Raw genomic sequence first — 16574 nt, 5'->3', positions numbered from 1 at the left:
CGCGTCGAGAGCGAGGGGGTCCGCCACGGTCGCGTGACCGGCGCCGACACCGGACGTGGACAATGAAGCGGTGAACACCGAGCAGCAACCTGACCCCTCGGACACCGAGGTGCCGTCGCAGCCCGTCCTCCCCCGCCGCAGGGTGGGTCTGCTCGCCCTCGTCGCGGTGCTCGCCTACGCCGTCGACCTCGTCACCAAGGTGGTCGTCACGGCGACCCTGGAGGGAGAGGAGCCGATCCGGCTGCTCGGGGGCGCGGTGTACTTCCAGCTGTTGCGCAACCCGTACGCGGCGTTCGGCATGGACATCGGCGGCACGTGGATCCTGACGGCCGTCGCCACGGCCGTCGTGATCGGGATCGTGTGGTTCGCCCGCCGACTCCGGTCGGCGGGGTGGGCGGTCGGCCTCGGGCTCGTGCTGGCCGGAGCGCTCGGCAACCTCACCGATCGAATCTTTCGGGCGCCCGAGGCGTTCCAGGGGCACGTGGTCGACTTCATCTCCGTGTTCGCGCCCAACGGCGAGTTCTTCCCCGTGTTCAACGCCGCGGACTCGGCGATCACCATCGGTGCGGGACTGATCGTCCTGCTCACCCTGCTGGGGCGCGACTACGACGGGAGCATGATCCCGCGAGGGAAGCAGTCGAAGGAGACCGGCTCGGACGAGCAGGACACGGACGGGAAGGGGCGAGCGGACGCGTGAGCAGTCGCATGTTGCCCGTGCCCGACGGGCTGGACGGGATGCGGGTCGACGCGGGACTGGCCAAGTTGCTGGGGCTGTCCCGCACGGTCGTGGCGGAGCTCGCCTCCGCGGGCGAGGTGCTTCTGGACGGCCGGCCCGCGGGCAAGTCCGACCGCTTGCTGGCGGGCGGGTTGCTGGAGGTGACGTTGCCCGAACCCGACGCGCCGTCCGACATCGTCGCGGAGCCGGTGGAGGGGATGGGGATCCTCCACGAGGACGACGACATCGTGGTGGTCGACAAGCCGGTGGGCGTCGCCGTGCACCCCAGCCCGGGCTGGACGGGGCCGACCGTGGTGGGCGGCCTCGCCGCGGCGGGCCTGCGCATCTCGACCTCGGGCGCGGCGGAGCGGCAGGGCGTGGTGCACCGACTCGACGCGGGCACCACGGGCGTCATGGTGGTCGCGAAGAGCGAGCACGCCTACTCGACGCTCAAGCGGGCGTTCAAGGAACGCACCGTGACGAAGGGCTACCACGCCCTCGTGCAAGGCCACCCGGACCCCACGCGCGGCACGATCGACGCCCCCATCGACCGGCATCCCCGGCACGACTACAAGTTCGCGGTGGTGTCGGGTGGGCGTCCGTCGGTCACCCACTACGAGGTGGCCGAAGCGTTCCGCGCCGCGTCACTGGTCGACATCCGGTTGGAGACCGGCCGGACGCATCAGATCCGGGTTCACTTCTCCGCGATGCGACACCCGTGCGTCGGCGACCTCACCTACGGCGCGGACCCCGTGCTCGCCCGCAAGCTCGGGCTGACCCGGCAGTGGCTGCACGCGCGGACACTCGGTTTCGCCCATCCCAGCGACGGCCGGTGGGTCGAGTTCACCAGCGAGTATCCGGCCGATCTCGCGGCCGCACTCGACACCCTGCGTGCCGAGTCCTGAGACGTCCGCCGAAGGGCCCGTCGCCGCCGCTCAGCACAGTGGCCGCGGCAGCGTGAACGTCGAGCGAGCGGACGGTCGGATGTCGATCGCTGCGATTCGGCCGTTCCTGAGCTCGATGCGGACGACCGCGATCGGGTGACCGCCGGGGGCGATGACGTACGCCGGGTGTCCGTCGACCAGCACCGGAGTGCTGGCGCGGATGCGATCGGCGAACAGCGTGGTCTCCTCCGCCACCGCGGAAGCGCCGGTGACGGCGGTGGGCGTGCCGGCGGGGACGAGGCCGGCGTCGACGGTGCGTACGCAGTCGTCGGTCATCAGGGCGAGCATGCGGTCGATGTCGCCGCCCGCTGCCGCCGCGAGGAAGGCGTCCACCACCGAACCGACCACCGATTCGTCGACGTCGCCGGGCACGAACGTGGAGTGCGCGATGCGTCGGCGGGCTCTGCTGGCGTGTTGCTTGGCGTTGCCGGCGCTGGTGCCGAGTGCCCGCGCCACGTCCCGGAACGGGAAGTCGAACAGGTCGTGCAGCACGTAGGCGACGCGTTGCGCGGGGGTGAGTCGGTGGAGGACGACCATCAGCGCGCGGGAGACGTCCTCCCTCCGCAGGTAGCGTTCGTCCGCCGTCAGGACCTCGGCGGGGAGTTCGTCGGCGCACAGGGCGTCCTCACCGTGGCGGCGACGCCTGCGCAGCTGGTCGAGACACACGCGGCTGAGCACGGTCGTCATCCACGCGTCCGGGTTGCGGAGGCCGTCGGTGTCGGCGGTCGATGCCTTGATCCAGGTGCTCTGCACGGCGTCGTCGGCGTCGTGGACGGATCCGAGGATGCGAAACGCCATCGCCGTCAGTCGGGGCCGAGCTGCTTCGAAGACGGACACCGGTATCACCGGGCTGTCACCTTTCCGGGATGAGAGACGTCGGGACGGGTGAGACCACCGTCCGACAGCTCACATCACTCGGGAGGGAGTACCGCTGATGAGCGTACAGATCGTCCGGTGCACGCGGAGGTGCGGCGCATGACGACGGTTCTTCTCGTCGCCACGATCGTGTGCATCGTGGCGAATGCGGCCATCGCCGCCGCGGACTACGTGAAGGCGGATTTCGTGCTGAAGAACTCCGCCGAGGTCGGTGTTCCCGCCCGTGCGCTGCCGTACCTCGCGACGCTGAAACTGGCGGGAGCGATCGGACTGGTCGCCGGGCTGGCCGGGCTGCGCTGGCTCGGCGTCGCCGCCGGAGTCGGCTTGCTCCTGTTCTTCGTGGGGGCCGTCGTCGCCCATGTGCGCGCTCGGGTCTTCCACAACCTCGCCTTTCCCGGCCTCTACCTGCTGCTCGCCGGGGCGTCGGCCGCCTACATGGTGCTCGTGGCGGCAGGGTGAGCTAGTCGTCGAGCGACCAGACGAGGCTGCGCCCGTCGGGTTCGGGCCTCGGGCTCCAGCGGACCCCGGTCACGCGCACCGACTCGCTGACGACGTACACCGTGTGTCCGCCGCTCGTCTCGCCCGGTTGGACGCCGATCTTGTGCGGGGGCCGGGAGGTCAGTGAGACGGGGGCCTTCGCGATCGTGCCGCCGTCGGCGGTGAGGAGTTCGAGGTAGTTGTCGGGCAGCGACGCGAACGGGATCGAGCCCTTGTTCGTGATCTCCGTGTGCACGACCACGGCGCGCTCGTCGTCCTCCAGGGAGTAACCCGCCGCCGAGAACAGGTAGTCGGCCGGGTCCTGGACCTCCAGCAGCTGCACGGCCAGTTGCTCGCCCTCCAGCCCGACGGTGTCGAGTGCGTCGCCGGGCCGTCCCTGCTTCGGTGCCTCGGCGGTGGGCAGTTGATCGCCCCGGGCCCACTGCGCGCTCTGCGGTGGTCCCCAGGTGCTCATCACCGGATCCGGCGCGGGCGGCGGTGAGGCCGGAGCCGGGGGCGCCGCGTGATGGGGTGGTGGGGCGCCGGGCGGGGAGACGGGGAAGGCGCCGGACGGTGTGCCGTGCACCGGGTACGACCCGCTCGGCGTGCCGTGCACCTGGTAGGCGCCGCTGGGTGTGCCCTGGACGTGGTGAGCACCGCTGGGCGTGCCGTGCACCGGGTGAGGACCGCTCGGTGTGCCGTGAACGTGGTAGGCCCCGCTGGGCGTGCCTTGGACGTGGTACGGGCCGCTGGGTGCGCCCTGCACCTGGTACGGCCCACTCGGTGGACCGGTGACCTGGTGAGCTCCCGGGTACGGGGGCGGCGAGTGCGCCGCGAGAGCCGCGCGCAGGCCTGCGGGGTCGCTCTCGACACCGACGAGGAGGGGAAGTCCCTGCGCCGACAGTCCGACGAGGCGGTAGGCGACGTCCCGCGGATCCATCCCGACTCTCGCCGCGAGTTCGTGCACGGCGATTTTGCCCGACTCGGCCAGGGCGGCGAGCAGGCGTGCGTCGACAGGATCGGTCAGGGCCACGGGCACGAGCCTAGTCGGCCGGTAGGCTGCGTCCATGGCGCCCACGACAACCGTGACGACCCTCGCCGACGAGTGCGTCGATCTTCTCTTCGACATCGATCCGCTGTGGCCGGTGATCCTGGGAATCGACCCGACACGGGTGGGGCTGGGCGACGTCACGGAAGCCGCTGAGAGCGAACACAGGGCCGCGTTGCAGCGCCTCGTCGAGCGGGCGGAGGCCCTCGACGCGGCGCAGCTGTCCGACCAGGACCGCGTGACGCGCGACGTGATCGTCAGCCAGGCGAGGTCGCGGATCGAGCAGATCGACACCAGGCTGGTGGAGTTCACGATCTCCGACTTCTTCGTGGGGCCCGCCGCGAGCCTGCTCACGCTGCTGCCCATGGTCGGGATCAGCACGGCGGAGCAGGGCCGGGCGCAGCTCGAACGGCTCGCCGCGATTCCCGCGTACCTGGAGCAGGTCGTCCGGCGCCACCGCGCGGGTGTCGCCGCAGGCCGGACGCCGGTCGCGCACCTGGTTCGGGCGGCCGTCGAGCACCTGGACCGCTACCTCGCCGCGCCGGCCGACGACCCGCTTCTTCGCCAGGCACCGCCGGACGACGAGTTCGCCGCACGTCGCGAGGAGCTGCTGGCCGACGTGGTGCGGCCCGCGTTCGCGCGCTACCGCGACGTGCTGCGGTCGGAGTTCCTGGAGCACGGCAGGCCGGAGGACCGCCCCGGGGTGTGCCACCTGCCCGACGGGGACGCCCTGTACGCGGCACTGGCCCGGGTGCACACCACGACGGATCGCGGGCCGGACGAGTTGCACGCCACCGGTCTCGACTGCATCGAGCGCCTGGCCGAGGAGTACGCCGTTCTCGGGCGCCGGGTCTTCGGGACGGACGATCTCGAGGAGATCTTCGCGCGGCTGCGCACCGATCCGGCACTGCGCTGGAAGAGCGCCGAGGAACTGCTCGACACCGCACGGGCCGCCATCACGCGGGCGGAGCGCGAGGCGCCGAACTGGTTCGGCACCATCCCGTCGCAGCCGTGGGTCGTGGAGGCCGTCCCGGCGGCGGAGGCGCCCGGTGCGCCCGCGGCGTACTACCTGCAGCCGTCCGTCGACGGGTCGCGCCCGGGCACGTACTTCGCCAACACCCACCAGGTCACCGAGCGGTTCCGGCACACCTCCGAGGTGACCGCGTTCCACGAGGTGATCCCGGGCCACCACTTCCAGCTCAGCACGGCGTTGAACCTGACGGAGCTGCCGCTGCTGCGCCGGATCAGCGACGTCAACGCCTACAGCGAGGGCTGGGGCCTCTACACCGAGCGGCTCGCCGACGAGATGGGCCTGTACTCCGACGACGTCGCCCGGCTCGGCATGCTCAGCATGGACTCGGTGCGGGCGGGCCGGCTGGTGGTCGACACGGGTCTGCACGCGAAGGGCTGGAGCAGGCAGCAGGCGATCGACTTCCTTCAGCACAACACGCCTATGGCGACCGTGGAGATCGTGGCCGAGGTCGACCGCTACATCGCCTACCCGGGGCAGGCACTGTCGTACATGGTCGGAAGGCTGGAGATCCAACGCCTGCGCGCCGAGGCCGAACAGGCGCTCGGCTCGCGTTTCGACATCCGCGAGTTCCACGACCTGGTGCTCGGTGGCGGGGCGTTGCCCATGACCGTGCTGGAGGACGTCGTGCGGACGTGGGTGCGTCGGCAAGACGGGTGAGCGTCACTCGCCGTCGACCGCGGCGGTGAGCCGCGCCGACACGACGAGCGTCGCGCCTCCGCCGTCGTTCGAGCTCGCCGCGGTGAGCAGTCGCAGCTCGGGATGGTTCGAGGGGGCGGTGGCGTGGGCTAGTGCGTACTTCGGGGTCAGCTCCTCGACGCGGTACACGGTGAACGCGCCGATGCTGCGGTCGGCACGGGCGACTCGTACCGTGTCGCCTGGACGCAGGAGGTGCAGTGAGAAGAAGCTGCCGCGCTCGTGGGCGAAGTCGGTGTGCCCGGTGAGAACCGAGGTGCCCGTTTCGCCCGGAGTCGGGCCGTCGGCGAGCCAGCCGACGGCGGACGCGTGTCCCGGTACCTCGGCGACGCCGGACGGAGTGCGTCCGAGGCCCACGACCGTGGCGTCGACACCCAGTGCGGGGATCGCGACGCGGGTCGGTGTCGACTCGGGCAGCGCGGAGTGGGGGACCGGCGCGGCTTCCGCGGCGAGTGTGCGCGGTGTCGCCCGCTCGGCGTCCGACGAGAGCGCGGACGTCGGCTGGTCGTCCGACGGGTGGAGCAGGGTGGTCGCGACCACGGTCGTGGCCAGCGCGGCCAGCGCCGTCAGGCCGGCCGCCACCACCCCGACCCGCCGGAGCTCCGGCGGGCGCAGGCTCAGGGTCGTGGCCACCGACACGCCCTTTCCCGACCGGAGACGACACTCGCGTCCATCGATCGCCCCTCCCGCGATTAATCCCCTCAATAGGGGGATCGGTGCGACCAGGACACCGTTACCGAAAACCGACGCAAGGATTGAACCTCACCCTTTCGGGTTATCCCTCTGTTGAATTGTCGCCGAAGGCGGGAAGTCTGGTTCTTCGGACACAACTGAAAGGTGGACGACTGTGACGATGAGGGGCACGGTGGCCGTGCTCGACGTGGGGTCTTTCAGCGCACGTCTCCTGGTGGTCGACCGCGGCGGATCACTGCTGGAACCCGTCCTGAGTCACAAGACGCGATTGCGTCTCGACCGGGCACTCGACCTGTCGGGACGGCTGCGCAGTGACGGCGTGGAGGCCATTGTCTCCGCCGTTCGGGTGGCCGACGACATCGCGACCCGCCACGGCGTCGACGACGTGTTCTGTTTCGCGACGTCGTCCATCCGCGATTCCGGCAACGCCGACGAGGTCGTGACCCGGGTCGAGTCGGAAACCGGCCGCCGCCTGCGGTTCTTCAGCGGCATCGACGAGGCGCGCCTGTCCTACCGTGCCGCGCGGGCCTGGTTCGGAGCGGGGATGGGTCCGCTGTCCGTGCTCGACGTGGGTGGTGGCACCGTCGAACTCGCCGCGGGAAGCGGCCTGCACGCGGACTTCGCCCGGTCGCTTCCCCTCGGGGCGAGGGAGACGACCCGTGCGTGGCGGCTCGACACCGACCGTCCCTCGGAGGAGGCCATCGCGGCGTTGCGCTCACACGCCATCGAGGAGATCCGTGAGGCCCTCGGGGAGGACGAGGCGCGTCTGCGCGAGTTCGGCATCGTCGGTTGTTCGAAGGTGCTGCGGCAGCTCGCCGTCGTGGCGGGCCGCCGTCGTAAGGGCACGATCCGGACGCGTGAGCTGCACGTCGAGGACGTCCGCGAGCTGATTCCGAGGCTGGCGGCGTTGCCTCCGTCGCGGCGTTCCGAGGTGCCCGGCATCTCCCGGCCCCGGGCGCGGCAGTCCCTGGCGGGGGCCGTCGTGGCCGAAGCTCTGCTCACCGTGTTCGGCGGGCCCGCCGCGATCTGCCCCTGGTCGACGACGCACGGTGTGTTGCTGTCCCTGCTGCACGATGCGGACGAGCTACGGGAAGGTCTCGGTAAGCGGGTCAGTGCGGCCTGACCGCCGGCCCGGAGGTGCGAGAGGTGAGGAGGGGTACGGATGCGACCGAACGACGACGTCGGCGAACCGACCGAGCCGGAGCCACCCGACTTCGAGACCGAGCTGGAGCGTGAGCGCCGTCGCGGCAGCCGGGATCTGGGCGCGCTGCCCACCCGGGACGTGCCCGAGCCGCCGAACCGGGACGACGTACGGCCCGACGACGTCGACCCCGACGCGGGCACCATCGAGCCGCCCGACTGAGCCGGCTACGTCTGCGACGCGGTGGCTGCCGGACTCGGCGACATCGCCGGAGCGGTGGGCGTCGCATGAGGCAGTCGCCGCACCGGCGCGCACCAGGCGGGCTGGGAGGGGCGTTCGAGCTGCTCCGCCGGAGGGATCGGCATCGTCACCGAGTCGTGTGTGACGGTCACCGGAACGTCGTAGTGCGTGATGGTGAACGGTGTTCCGTGCGTCAACCAGTAGCGTGCGATGTCCTGTTGGATCTCGACGCAGAACTGGTTGCCGCGGAAGCACATGCGGAACGCGATGCGGTGCGGCACGGGAGGCAACCGGGGCCGGAAGCTCAGCTCGCCGTCGTAGTCGCGCATGCCGCCGAACCCGGCCACGATCGCCAGCCATGATCCCGCCAACGACGCCATGTGCAGCCCGTTGCGGACGTTGTGGTGCAGATCGTGCAGGTCGGTGAGCACGGCCTCGGCGAAGTAGTCGTAGGCGAGTTCCAGGTGTCCGCACTCGGCGGCCATCACCGACTGGGTCGCCGCCGACAGCGACGAGTCCCGCACCGTCAGCGCCTCGTAGTAGACGAAGTTGCGGCGCTTCTGCTCCAGGGAGAACGCGTCGCCGCGAAGGTGCATGGCCAGCACGAGGTCGGCCTGCTTGACCACCTGTTTGCGGTAGAGGTCGAAGTACGGGTAGTTCAGCAGCAGGGGATAGCGGTCGGGCGGGGTGTTGGCGAAGTCCCATTTGGCGTGCTCGGTGAATCGTTCCGACTGCGGGTGCACCTTCAGCAGGTCGTCGTACGGCACGCGCATCTTGCGGGCCGCCTCCCGCCAGCCCGCCACCTCGATGTGGTCGACGCCGAGTTGTTCCGCGATGTCCGGCTGCCGTTCGCACGAGTCGGCCGCGGCGCGCAGGTTCCGCTGCGCCATCAGGTTGGTGTAGACGTTGTTGTCCACCACGGCGGAGTACTCGTCGGGACCCGTGACGCCGTCGATGCGGAAGCCACCGTGCGGGTCGTGGTGACCGAGTGAGATCCACAGGCGTGCCGTCTCGGTCAGCAGTTCGGTGCCGCACTCCCGTTCGAACTCGACGTCGTGGGTGGCGTTCAGGTACCGCAGCACGGCGTCGGCGATGTCGGCGTTGACGTGGAACGCGGCCGTGCCCGCGGGCCAGTACGCCGAGCACTCGGCGCCGTTGATCGACCGCCAGGGGAACGACGCACCCCGGAGACCGAGCTGAGCCGCGCGCTCCTTGGCTTTGTCCAGTGTGGAGTGCCTCCAGCGGAGGGCGTCGCGCGCGGCGTCGGGAAGCGTGTAGGTGAGCAGTTGCAGTACGAACGTCTCGGTGTCCCAGAAGGCGTGCCCGTCGTAGCCGGGTCCGGTGAGCCCCTTGCCGGGGATCGCGCGACTCTCGCCGCGGGCCCCGGCCTGCAACACGTGGAACAGCGCGAACCGGACGGCCTGCTGGAGTTCCGGATCACCGTCCAGTTCGACGTCGGCGCTCGCCCAGAAGTTGTCGAGGAACTCCCGCTGTTCGGCGAGCAGCCCGTCCCAGCCGGTCTGCAGCGCACCTGCCAGAGCCGCGTCGACCTGCGCCCGCAGCGCGGGGATGGAGCGCTGCGCAGACCAGCCGTACGCGAGGAACTTGGTGAAGCAGAGCTTGCTGCCCATCGGCACGTCGACGGCGAGGGTTAGGCGGGCGAGGTCCGCCTCGCACTCCATGTCGGTGCGCAGGCCGGGACTCTCCTCGATCTGGTGGTCCATGGCGGCGGCCATCCGCAGGCCGGAGCGCTTCGTGCGGTGGACGAGCACGGCGCGGTAGTCCTCGGCCTTGGCGTACTCGGACACCAGCGGAGCCTCCAGCGCCGCCGCGACCCGGGGATCGCCGGGTTCGTGCTCGATGGGTTCGTTGGTGAGCAGGTCCGACTGGGCGACCAGCTGGATGCGGCCGTCGAGAGGCTCGACCTCGTAGCGGACGGCGGCCACCGCGCGCTGGGTGAACGACACCAGCCGTTCGGTGCGGACCCGGACACGTCGGCCGGTGGGCGACGTCCACTCCGTCTGCCGTCGCAGCGTCCCGGACCGGAAGTCGAGCACCCGGTGGTGGTCGGTCGCCTGGCCGTAGCGCATGTCGAGCGGCTCGTCCTCGACGAGGAGGCGGATGACCTTGCCGTCGGTCACGTTCACCACGGTTTGTCCCGCTTCCGGGTAGCCGTACCCGGCCTCGGCGTAGGGCAGTTCGTGTTCCTCGTAGAAGCCGTTGAGGTACGTGCCGGGAAGACCGCGGGGTTCGGCCTCCTCCAGCGTTCCCCGCATGCCGATGTGCCCGTTCGACAGCGCGAACGTCGATTCGGTGCGCTGCAGTTCGTCGACGTCGAGCCCTTGCCAGCGCAGCTCCCACGGTGAGCGCGTGTATCCGCGCTCCGGCCTGGGCAGGTGGTTGGTCACGCTCCCTCCTCGAGCAGGTCGGCGAGGTCGTTCACGACGATGTCGGCCCCCTGATCCCGCAGGGCTTTCTCCTGGTCGGCGTGCCCGTCGCCCTCAGCCCGGTTCACGCCGACGACGTAGCCGAAGCCGCCGTCCCGCCCCGCACGTACCCCGGCCTGCGCGTCCTCGAACACCGCGGTGCCCGACGGCCGGACGTCGAGCTCGGCGGCGCAGGCGAGGAACGAGTCGGGCGCGGGTTTGCCGCGAAGCCCCTTCTCCTTGATGACGACACCGTCGACCCGGGCCTGGACGTAGTCGCTGAGCCCGGCGGCGTCCAGCACCGTGGCGCCGTTGGCGGACGACGTGACGACGCCGATGGCGAGGCCGAGTCCCCTGGCTGCGTCGAGGTAGCGGACGGAACCCGGGTACGGGGTCACGCCGTCGGAGATCAGCCGCAGCAGCAAGCGGTTCTTGCGGTTGCCGACGCCGTGCACGGTGTCCGCGTCGACGTCGTCGTCCGGGGAACCCTCGGCGAGTTCGATACCCCGGGAGGCGAGGAACGCGCGGACGCCGTCGAGCCGGGGACGACCGTCGACGTAGGTCGTGTAGTCGCGCTCGGTGAACGGGTCCGCTGCCGGTTCGTGCTCGGCGAGGAACTCGTCGAACGTCTGCTTCCAGGCGCGCATGTGCACGGCGGCGGTGCTGGTCAGTACGCCGTCGAGGTCGAAGAGGCACGCGGTGACCGCGTCCGGTAACCCGATCATGCCTCTCACGCTAGTAGTTGGACGACCACCCGGCATGACGACGAACCCGGGTAGTCGACGCGCCGGAGGGCTAGTCGGGCAGAGTGGACGGCACCGTCGGCGGCACTCCACTCTCGACGGTGGGCAGGGCGGTGGGCTCGCCCCAGACCAGTTCGGTGATCAGCGTGACGGCGTCGTCGACGGCGGCGTGGACCTCGGGGCTGAGCCCGACACCGTCGGTCGTGTGCGGCTCACACCCCACCACGACCAGCCGGGACGCATCGCCCCCGAGTAGCCGCAGGAGCGTGAGCTCGGCCGCCGGCGTGAGGCGGTGACGCGCCGGCATCGGGAACTCGGCCCCGGTGTCGGCGTCGGTCAGGTCGAGGTCCGTGAACCACAACCGGCCGGGAACGCCGCCGTGGGGCGTGCCGTCCACGAGCACCGTGGTGTCGTAGTCGCCGAGCATGTCGTGATGCAGCCTGCTTCGCCCGATGCCGTGGTCGGCCAGCTGGACCCACGCCGGCAGCCGGCGTTCCGCGAGCCGTTGGACCACTTCCAGGGCGAAGCCCTCGTCACCGCGCAGGATGGTGCCGACACCTGTGACCAGCACACGTGGCCTCATAGGTGCCACGGTATGCGGGGAGGCAGGTGAACACAACGCCCGGACGGCGGTACGTGCACCCGCTCAGGTCACGGGTTTGAGCGGGTCGTGGCCGATCGTCATCAGGCGGTGGCGCCACCGGACGTCCCCGGCGGTGGGCTCCAGGTCGTCGCGGCGCTGCCCGTGCACCCGGTCGACGACGCGCTGCATCACGTCCACGTCGTCGTCCTCCAGGTCGGTCTTGCGCTTGCCCAGTATCTCCAGCACGCGCCGACCCAGTTGAGAGCCCGCCTGATCGGGGAGTTCCTCGTCGTCGACGTCGGCGGAGCGGGTCCGCAGCCACTCGGACAGCTCCCGCGACGTCATGTTGACGACCCGGTGGAACTCGTCCCACAGGTCGTCCGTCCTGGGGTCCATGCGGTCCTCCTTCGGGTCTCGGTGCGTCCCGGTGGCGTCAGCCCGGCGTGGTCTCGCCGCCGAGAGCGGCCATGACCTCGCCGGTGTAGTACGACGACATGCGGTTCGCCGCGAGGAACACGTACGAGGGCGCGAGCTCGTCGGGCTCGGCGGCGCGTCCCATGGGCACCTGCTGTCCGAACTGCTCGACGTGCTCGTCGGACATCGTGGCCGGGATCAGTGGGGTCCAGACGGGCCCCGGTGCGACGCAGTTGACGCGGATGCCCCGCGGAACGAGCGATTGCGCCATGGCGAACGTCCACGCGTGCACGGCGCCCTTCGTCGCCGAGTAGTCGATGAGCTTCTTGTTGCCCCGCAGGCCGTTCACCGATCCGGTGTTCACGATCGCGCTGCCCTGGGGCATGTGCCGCAGCGCCGCGGCGGTCACGCGGAAGTAGGAGTGGATGTTGACGTCGAACGTGTGCGTCCACTGCTCGTCGTCGATCTCCTCGAACGACTCGTGCTCCTGCTGGGTGGCGATGTTGTTGACGAGCAGGTCGAGGCCGTCGAACTCGCGGACCGTGTCGGTGACGATCCGCTCGCAGTGTGCGGCGTCGGCGAGATCGCCGGGCAGGAGCAGGCAGCGGCGGCCTTCCTTGCGGACCAGCTGGGCGGTGTGCTCGGCGTCGTCGTGCTCGCTGAGGTAGGCGATGGCGACGTCGGCGCCCTCCTTGGCGAACGCGACCGCGACCGCCCGGCCGATGCCGGAGTCACCACCCGTGATGAGCGCCTTGCGTCCGTGGAGCAGATCCCGGCCCACCCAGTCGCGCATCTCGTCGCGGGGGCGGGGTGCCATCCGGCCGGTGTCGCCGGGCGGTTGCTGACTCTGCTGCGGCTGGTTCACCGATCACTCCTCACATGCTCAGGTTGGGTTCGAACACCTTGTCGTTCGTGATGGGCAGGTCACGGATGCGGACGCCGGTGGCGTGGTGCACGGCGTTGGCGATCGCGGCGGCCGTGCCGACGATGCCGATCTCTCCGATTCCCTTGCTGCCCATCGGATTGAGGTGCGGGTCGTCCTCGTCGATCCAGTGCGCCTCGACGGAGGGAACGTCGGCGCAAGTCGCGATGTGGTACTCGGCGAAGTCGTGGTTCACCACGAAGCCGAACCGCTTGTCGAGCACGCTCGCCTCGTGCAGCGCCATCGACAGACCCATCGTCATGCCCCCGACGAGCTGCGACCGCGCCGTCCTCGGGTTGATCACACGACCGACGGCGAACACGCCGAGGAGCCGGGGAACGCGGATCTCCCCGGTGTGGACGTTGACGCGGGCCTCGGCGAACTGCGCGCCGTAGGCGGCCATCGCGAACCGCTTCTTCCCGCCGTCGTCCGAGCCGGTGTACTCGTCGCCGTCGGCCGGGTCGGGGCCGTACTTGCCGCGGAACTGCCGGGCCGCCGCCACGACGGCCGATCCCCAGTTCGCGGTGCCGGAGGACCCGCCCGCGACCGGTGCCCGCGGCAACGCGGTGTCGCCGATGCGCAGGTCGACGTCGTCGACAGCGACGTCCAGGGCGTCGGCGGCGATCTGGGTGAGCACCGTCGACGAGCCCGTGCCGAGGTCGGCGGCGCCGATCCCCACCTCGTACCGGCCGTCGCGGTACCGCACGGACGCCGCCGCCGACCCGGGTTGCCGCAGCACCGGGTAGGTCGAGCCCGCGACACCGGTGCCCACCCACCAGTCGCCGTCGCGCGTCGAGCGGGACACACGGGGCCGCGACTCCCAGCCGAAGCGCCGGGCTCCCTCGGTGAGGCAGGCGACGAAGTTGCGGGTCGAGAACGGCAGTCCCGTGTCCGGGTCCCGTTCGGGTTCGTTGCGCAGGCGCAGCTCCACGGGGTCGAGGCCGCACGCTTCGGCGAGCTCGTCCATGGCCACCTCGGGAGCGAACATCCCGGGACACTCGCCCGGCGCCCGCATCCACGACGGCACGGGGACGTCCAGCGCGGCCAGCCGGTGCGTGGTGCGCCGGTGGGGCGCGGCGTACATCGTCCGGGTCGGCAGGCCGGTCTGCTCGGCGAACTCCTTGAACCGCGCCGTCAACTCGACGACGTCGTTGCTGATGCCGGTCAGCCTGCCGTCCGTACCCGCCGACAACCGCATCCGCTGGATCGTCGGGGTGCGGTAGCCGACGAACGAGAACATCTGCCGGCGCGACACCGCGAACGTCACGGCCCGCCCCTCGGTTCGGCGGGCGGCCAGCGCCGCGAGGACCACGTGCGCGTGCGGTCTTCCCTTCGAGCCGAACCCACCGCCCACGTACGGCGACACGACGCGGATCCGCTCGGGGGCGAGGTCGAACACGGCCGCCACGGCGTCGCGCAGCGGATGGACGCCCTGTGTCGAGTCGTAGAGCGTGAGTGCCGCGGTGTCGTCATCGCCGTGCCACACCGCGACCGTCGTGTGCGGTTCCATCGGATTGTTGTGGTACATCGCCGTGGTGTAGGTGGCGTCCACCGCCCGGTCGGCGGAGTCGAAAGCCGAGTCGGGGTCTCCGGTGAGGGTGTCGGTCGGATGGCGAGGGTTCACGACCTCGGGCTTGTAGAGGTCGTCCCGGTCGGCCGACAGGGTGACGTCGTGTGGTCGCACGTCGAAGCTCACGCGCACGAGGTCGGCCGCCTGGCGGGCGATCTCCGGCGTCTCGGCCACCACGGCCGCGACGATCTGGCCGCGGAACCACACCGCGTCCGACTGCAGCACCTCCAGTTCCGCGTCGTGACCGAGTCGGAGCGGGGGTGCGTTGAAGGGAGTCAGCACGGTGAGCACACCGTCGAGTGCCGTGGCGGCCCTCGCGTCGACCTCGGTGACCCGTCCTCGCGCGACCGTCGACTGGACCGCCTGGAGGTACGCGGGGTTCGGGACGGGATGTTCGTCGGCGTACGGCGCGACTCCCGTGACCTTCGCCCAGCCGTCCACCCGTTCGAGGTCGGTGCCGACAGCGCGGGTCCGCAACGGCTCGGTCATGTGTCCTCCTGGGACAGTTCTCGCAGGAGTGAGACGAGCATCGAGCGTGCCAACGGAATCTTGAAAGCGTTGTCGTGCAACGGTCTCGCGTCGGCGAGCTCCAGTTCGGCCGCGTCGTGGAAGGACTCCGGAGTCGCTTCGGTGCCCCGCAGCGCGCGCTCGGCCGCGGTCGCGCGCCACGGTTTGTGCGCGAGCCCGCCGAAGGCGATCCGCACGTCGTGCACGGTGCCGTCGTGGACGTCCAGCGCCGCGGCCACGGACACGAGTGCGAACGCGAAAGCGGCTCTGTCCCGGGCCTTGGTGTAGCGGGATCGCCGGGCGAACGGCAGTGGGGGCAGATCGACGGCGGTGATCAGCTCGCCGTGTTCGAGCACCGTGTCCCGCTCGGGGTGCTCACCGGGAAGGCGGTGCAGTTCCACGGCGGGGACCGTGCGTTCGCCGTTCACGGTTCGGATGCGCACCACGGCGTCGAGCGCGGCGAGCGCGACGGCCATGTCCGACGGGTGCACGGCGATGCAGTGCTCGGACGCCCCGAGCACGGCGTGATAGCGCGTGTACCCGCCGAGCGCCGAACACCCTTCACCGGGGGAGCGCTTGTTGCACGGCGTGGTGACGTCCTGGAAGTAGACACAGCGGGTGCGTTGCAGCAGGTTGCCGCCCACCGTGGCGAGGTTGCGCAGTTGTCCGGACGCGCCGGCGAGCAGCGCCTGCGACAGCGCGGGGTAACGGGCCCGCACGAGAGGGTGAGCGGCGACGTCGCTGTTGCGCGCTCCCGCCCCGAGCCGGACACCGCCGTCGGGCAGCTCCTCGACGGCGTCCAGCTCCAGGCCGGAGATGTCGATGAGGACCTCGGGGGAGGTGATGCCGAGCTTCATGTGGTCGACGAGGTTCGTGCCTCCCGCGAGGTAGGAGGCTCTGCGGTTGTCCGTGACCGTGGCGACGGCGGTGGCCGCGTCCTCGGCCCTGCGGTACTCGAACGGGATCACGACTCGGCGCTCCGCTGCGCGGTGGCCGGCCCGGCCAGTCCCTGCGCTTCCGCCACCGACGTGACGGCGGCGACGATGCCCTGGTAGGCGCCGCAGCGGCACAGGTTCCCGCTCAGGCGCTCCCGGATCTCGTCGGCGTCGAGTGCGGGCGTGGCCGCGGTGAGTGGAGTGACGGCGCTCGGCCAGCCCGCCTGTGCCTCGGCCAGCATTCCGGCCGCCGAACAGATTTGGCCCGGGGTGCAGTAGCCGCACTGCAGGCCGTCATGGTCGAGGAAGGAGCGGTGCAGTGGATGCGGTGACCCGTCCTCCCCGCGGAGGCCGTCGCTGGTGGTGATCGTGGAGCCGTCGGCCGCGGCGGCGAAGGTCAGACACGTCGTGACCCGCCGCCCGTCCCTCAGCACGGTGCACGAACCACACTGGCCGTGGTCGCACCCCTTCTTCGGCGAGGTGATCCCGAGTCGGTTCCGCAGGAGGTCGAGGAGGGTGATCCGGGTGTCGACCTTGACCGTGTGACGATGGCCGTCGACGATGAGCGTGATCTCGGTATCCATGCCACCCCGTCCGGCTCGTCGAGACTTCAC

Annotated in this window: 17 protein-coding genes; 6 read left to right on the top strand and 11 right to left on the bottom strand. The window is 70.8% G+C overall.

Annotated features, from left to right (window positions below; genetic code table 11):
- Window positions 1-70: 70 nt before the first annotated feature.
- Together lspA and SACAZDRAFT_RS06935 are read left to right on the top strand one after the other, a co-directional pair.
- The gene (gene lspA / locus SACAZDRAFT_RS06940; protein WP_005440030.1) at window positions 71-697 is read left to right on the top strand and encodes a signal peptidase II; all 627 of its coding nucleotides are present in this window, start codon (window positions 71-73) and stop codon (window positions 695-697) included.
- Window positions 694-1620 carry an RluA family pseudouridine synthase gene (locus tag SACAZDRAFT_RS06935; protein ID WP_085979337.1) on the top strand — a complete coding sequence of 309 codons (927 nt, stop codon included), beginning with the start codon at window positions 694-696 and terminating at the stop codon, window positions 1618-1620. Before lspA ends, SACAZDRAFT_RS06935 begins: the two co-directional genes overlap by 4 nt.
- A 30-nt stretch (window positions 1621-1650) precedes the next feature.
- Here SACAZDRAFT_RS06935 and SACAZDRAFT_RS06930 read toward each other — a convergent pair whose 3' ends face one another.
- Window positions 1651-2457: a sigma-70 family RNA polymerase sigma factor gene (locus SACAZDRAFT_RS06930; protein WP_232286379.1), complete on the bottom strand. Its 807-nt coding sequence runs from the start codon at window positions 2455-2457 to the stop codon at window positions 1651-1653.
- Window positions 2458-2634: 177 nt separating this feature from the next.
- On the opposite strand from SACAZDRAFT_RS06930, the gene SACAZDRAFT_RS06925 reads away from it, so the two are divergent.
- Window positions 2635-2994, top strand: coding sequence for a DoxX family protein (locus SACAZDRAFT_RS06925; protein ID WP_005440024.1), 360 nt, complete (start codon window positions 2635-2637; stop codon window positions 2992-2994).
- 1 nt (window position 2995) lies between these two features.
- On the opposite strand, the gene SACAZDRAFT_RS06920 is transcribed toward SACAZDRAFT_RS06925, so the two are convergent.
- Window positions 2996-4045: an AsnC family protein gene (locus SACAZDRAFT_RS06920; RefSeq protein ID WP_005440022.1), complete on the bottom strand. Its 1050-nt coding sequence runs from the start codon at window positions 4043-4045 to the stop codon at window positions 2996-2998.
- A gap of 34 nt (window positions 4046-4079) precedes the next feature.
- Here SACAZDRAFT_RS06920 and SACAZDRAFT_RS06915 point away from each other — a divergent pair, with 34 nt between their 5' ends.
- On the top strand, window positions 4080-5750 hold the full coding sequence (locus SACAZDRAFT_RS06915; protein WP_005440021.1) for a DUF885 domain-containing protein: 1671 nt from the start codon (window positions 4080-4082) through the stop codon (window positions 5748-5750).
- Between the two features lie 3 nt (window positions 5751-5753).
- Here the strand turns inward: SACAZDRAFT_RS06915 and SACAZDRAFT_RS06910 are convergent, their stop codons facing one another.
- On the bottom strand, window positions 5754-6419 hold the full coding sequence (locus SACAZDRAFT_RS06910; protein ID WP_232286378.1) for a sortase domain-containing protein: 666 nt from the start codon (window positions 6417-6419) through the stop codon (window positions 5754-5756).
- 220 nt (window positions 6420-6639) lie between these two features.
- Between SACAZDRAFT_RS06910 and SACAZDRAFT_RS06905 the strand changes: the two genes are divergently transcribed.
- Together SACAZDRAFT_RS06905 and SACAZDRAFT_RS06900 are read left to right on the top strand one after the other, a co-directional pair.
- On the top strand, window positions 6640-7602 hold the full coding sequence (locus tag SACAZDRAFT_RS06905) for a Ppx/GppA phosphatase family protein (RefSeq protein WP_005440017.1): 963 nt from the start codon (window positions 6640-6642) through the stop codon (window positions 7600-7602).
- Between the two features lie 39 nt (window positions 7603-7641).
- Entirely contained in the window at window positions 7642-7842 is a 201-nt protein-coding gene (locus SACAZDRAFT_RS06900; protein WP_005440016.1) for a hypothetical protein, read from the top strand.
- A gap of 5 nt (window positions 7843-7847) precedes the next feature.
- Here the strand turns inward: SACAZDRAFT_RS06900 and SACAZDRAFT_RS06895 are convergent, their stop codons facing one another.
- From SACAZDRAFT_RS06895 to SACAZDRAFT_RS06860, 8 genes are all read right to left on the bottom strand, one after another.
- Complete coding sequence (locus SACAZDRAFT_RS06895; RefSeq protein ID WP_005440014.1) at window positions 7848-10268, bottom strand: glycoside hydrolase family 65 protein; 2421 nt, start codon at window positions 10266-10268, stop codon at window positions 7848-7850.
- The gene (locus tag SACAZDRAFT_RS06890; protein WP_005440013.1) at window positions 10265-11011 is read right to left on the bottom strand and encodes a beta-phosphoglucomutase family hydrolase; all 747 of its coding nucleotides are present in this window, start codon (window positions 11009-11011) and stop codon (window positions 10265-10267) included. Before SACAZDRAFT_RS06890 ends, SACAZDRAFT_RS06895 begins: the two co-directional genes overlap by 4 nt.
- 70 nt (window positions 11012-11081) lie before the next feature.
- Window positions 11082-11612, bottom strand: a complete 531-nt coding sequence (locus SACAZDRAFT_RS06885) for a hydrogenase maturation protease (RefSeq protein ID WP_198283902.1) — start codon at window positions 11610-11612, stop codon at window positions 11082-11084.
- A 63-nt stretch (window positions 11613-11675) separates the two neighbouring features.
- Window positions 11676-12008 (bottom strand): DUF3140 domain-containing protein, encoded by a 333-nt coding sequence (locus tag SACAZDRAFT_RS06880; protein ID WP_005440011.1) that lies wholly within the window; start codon window positions 12006-12008, stop codon window positions 11676-11678.
- 37 nt (window positions 12009-12045) lie between these two features.
- Window positions 12046-12891 (bottom strand): SDR family oxidoreductase, encoded by an 846-nt coding sequence (locus tag SACAZDRAFT_RS06875; protein ID WP_005440010.1) that lies wholly within the window; start codon window positions 12889-12891, stop codon window positions 12046-12048.
- A 10-nt stretch (window positions 12892-12901) separates the two neighbouring features.
- Window positions 12902-15007, bottom strand: coding sequence for a xanthine dehydrogenase family protein molybdopterin-binding subunit (locus tag SACAZDRAFT_RS06870; RefSeq protein ID WP_005440009.1), 2106 nt, complete (start codon window positions 15005-15007; stop codon window positions 12902-12904).
- Complete coding sequence (locus SACAZDRAFT_RS06865; protein WP_005440007.1) at window positions 15004-15993, bottom strand: FAD binding domain-containing protein; 990 nt, start codon at window positions 15991-15993, stop codon at window positions 15004-15006. Before SACAZDRAFT_RS06865 ends, SACAZDRAFT_RS06870 begins: the two co-directional genes overlap by 4 nt.
- Window positions 15990-16544, bottom strand: a complete 555-nt coding sequence (locus tag SACAZDRAFT_RS06860) for a (2Fe-2S)-binding protein (RefSeq protein ID WP_005440006.1) — start codon at window positions 16542-16544, stop codon at window positions 15990-15992. Before SACAZDRAFT_RS06860 ends, SACAZDRAFT_RS06865 begins: the two co-directional genes overlap by 4 nt.
- Between the last annotated feature and the right edge of the window lie 30 nt (window positions 16545-16574).

Origin of the sequence: Saccharomonospora azurea NA-128, assembly GCF_000231055.2 — a bacterium.
Classification (GTDB): Bacteria; Actinomycetota; Actinomycetes; order Mycobacteriales; family Pseudonocardiaceae; genus Saccharomonospora; species Saccharomonospora azurea.
Note: the sequence above shows the minus strand (reverse complement) of the source record. Positions and strands in the feature narration are given on the sequence as shown.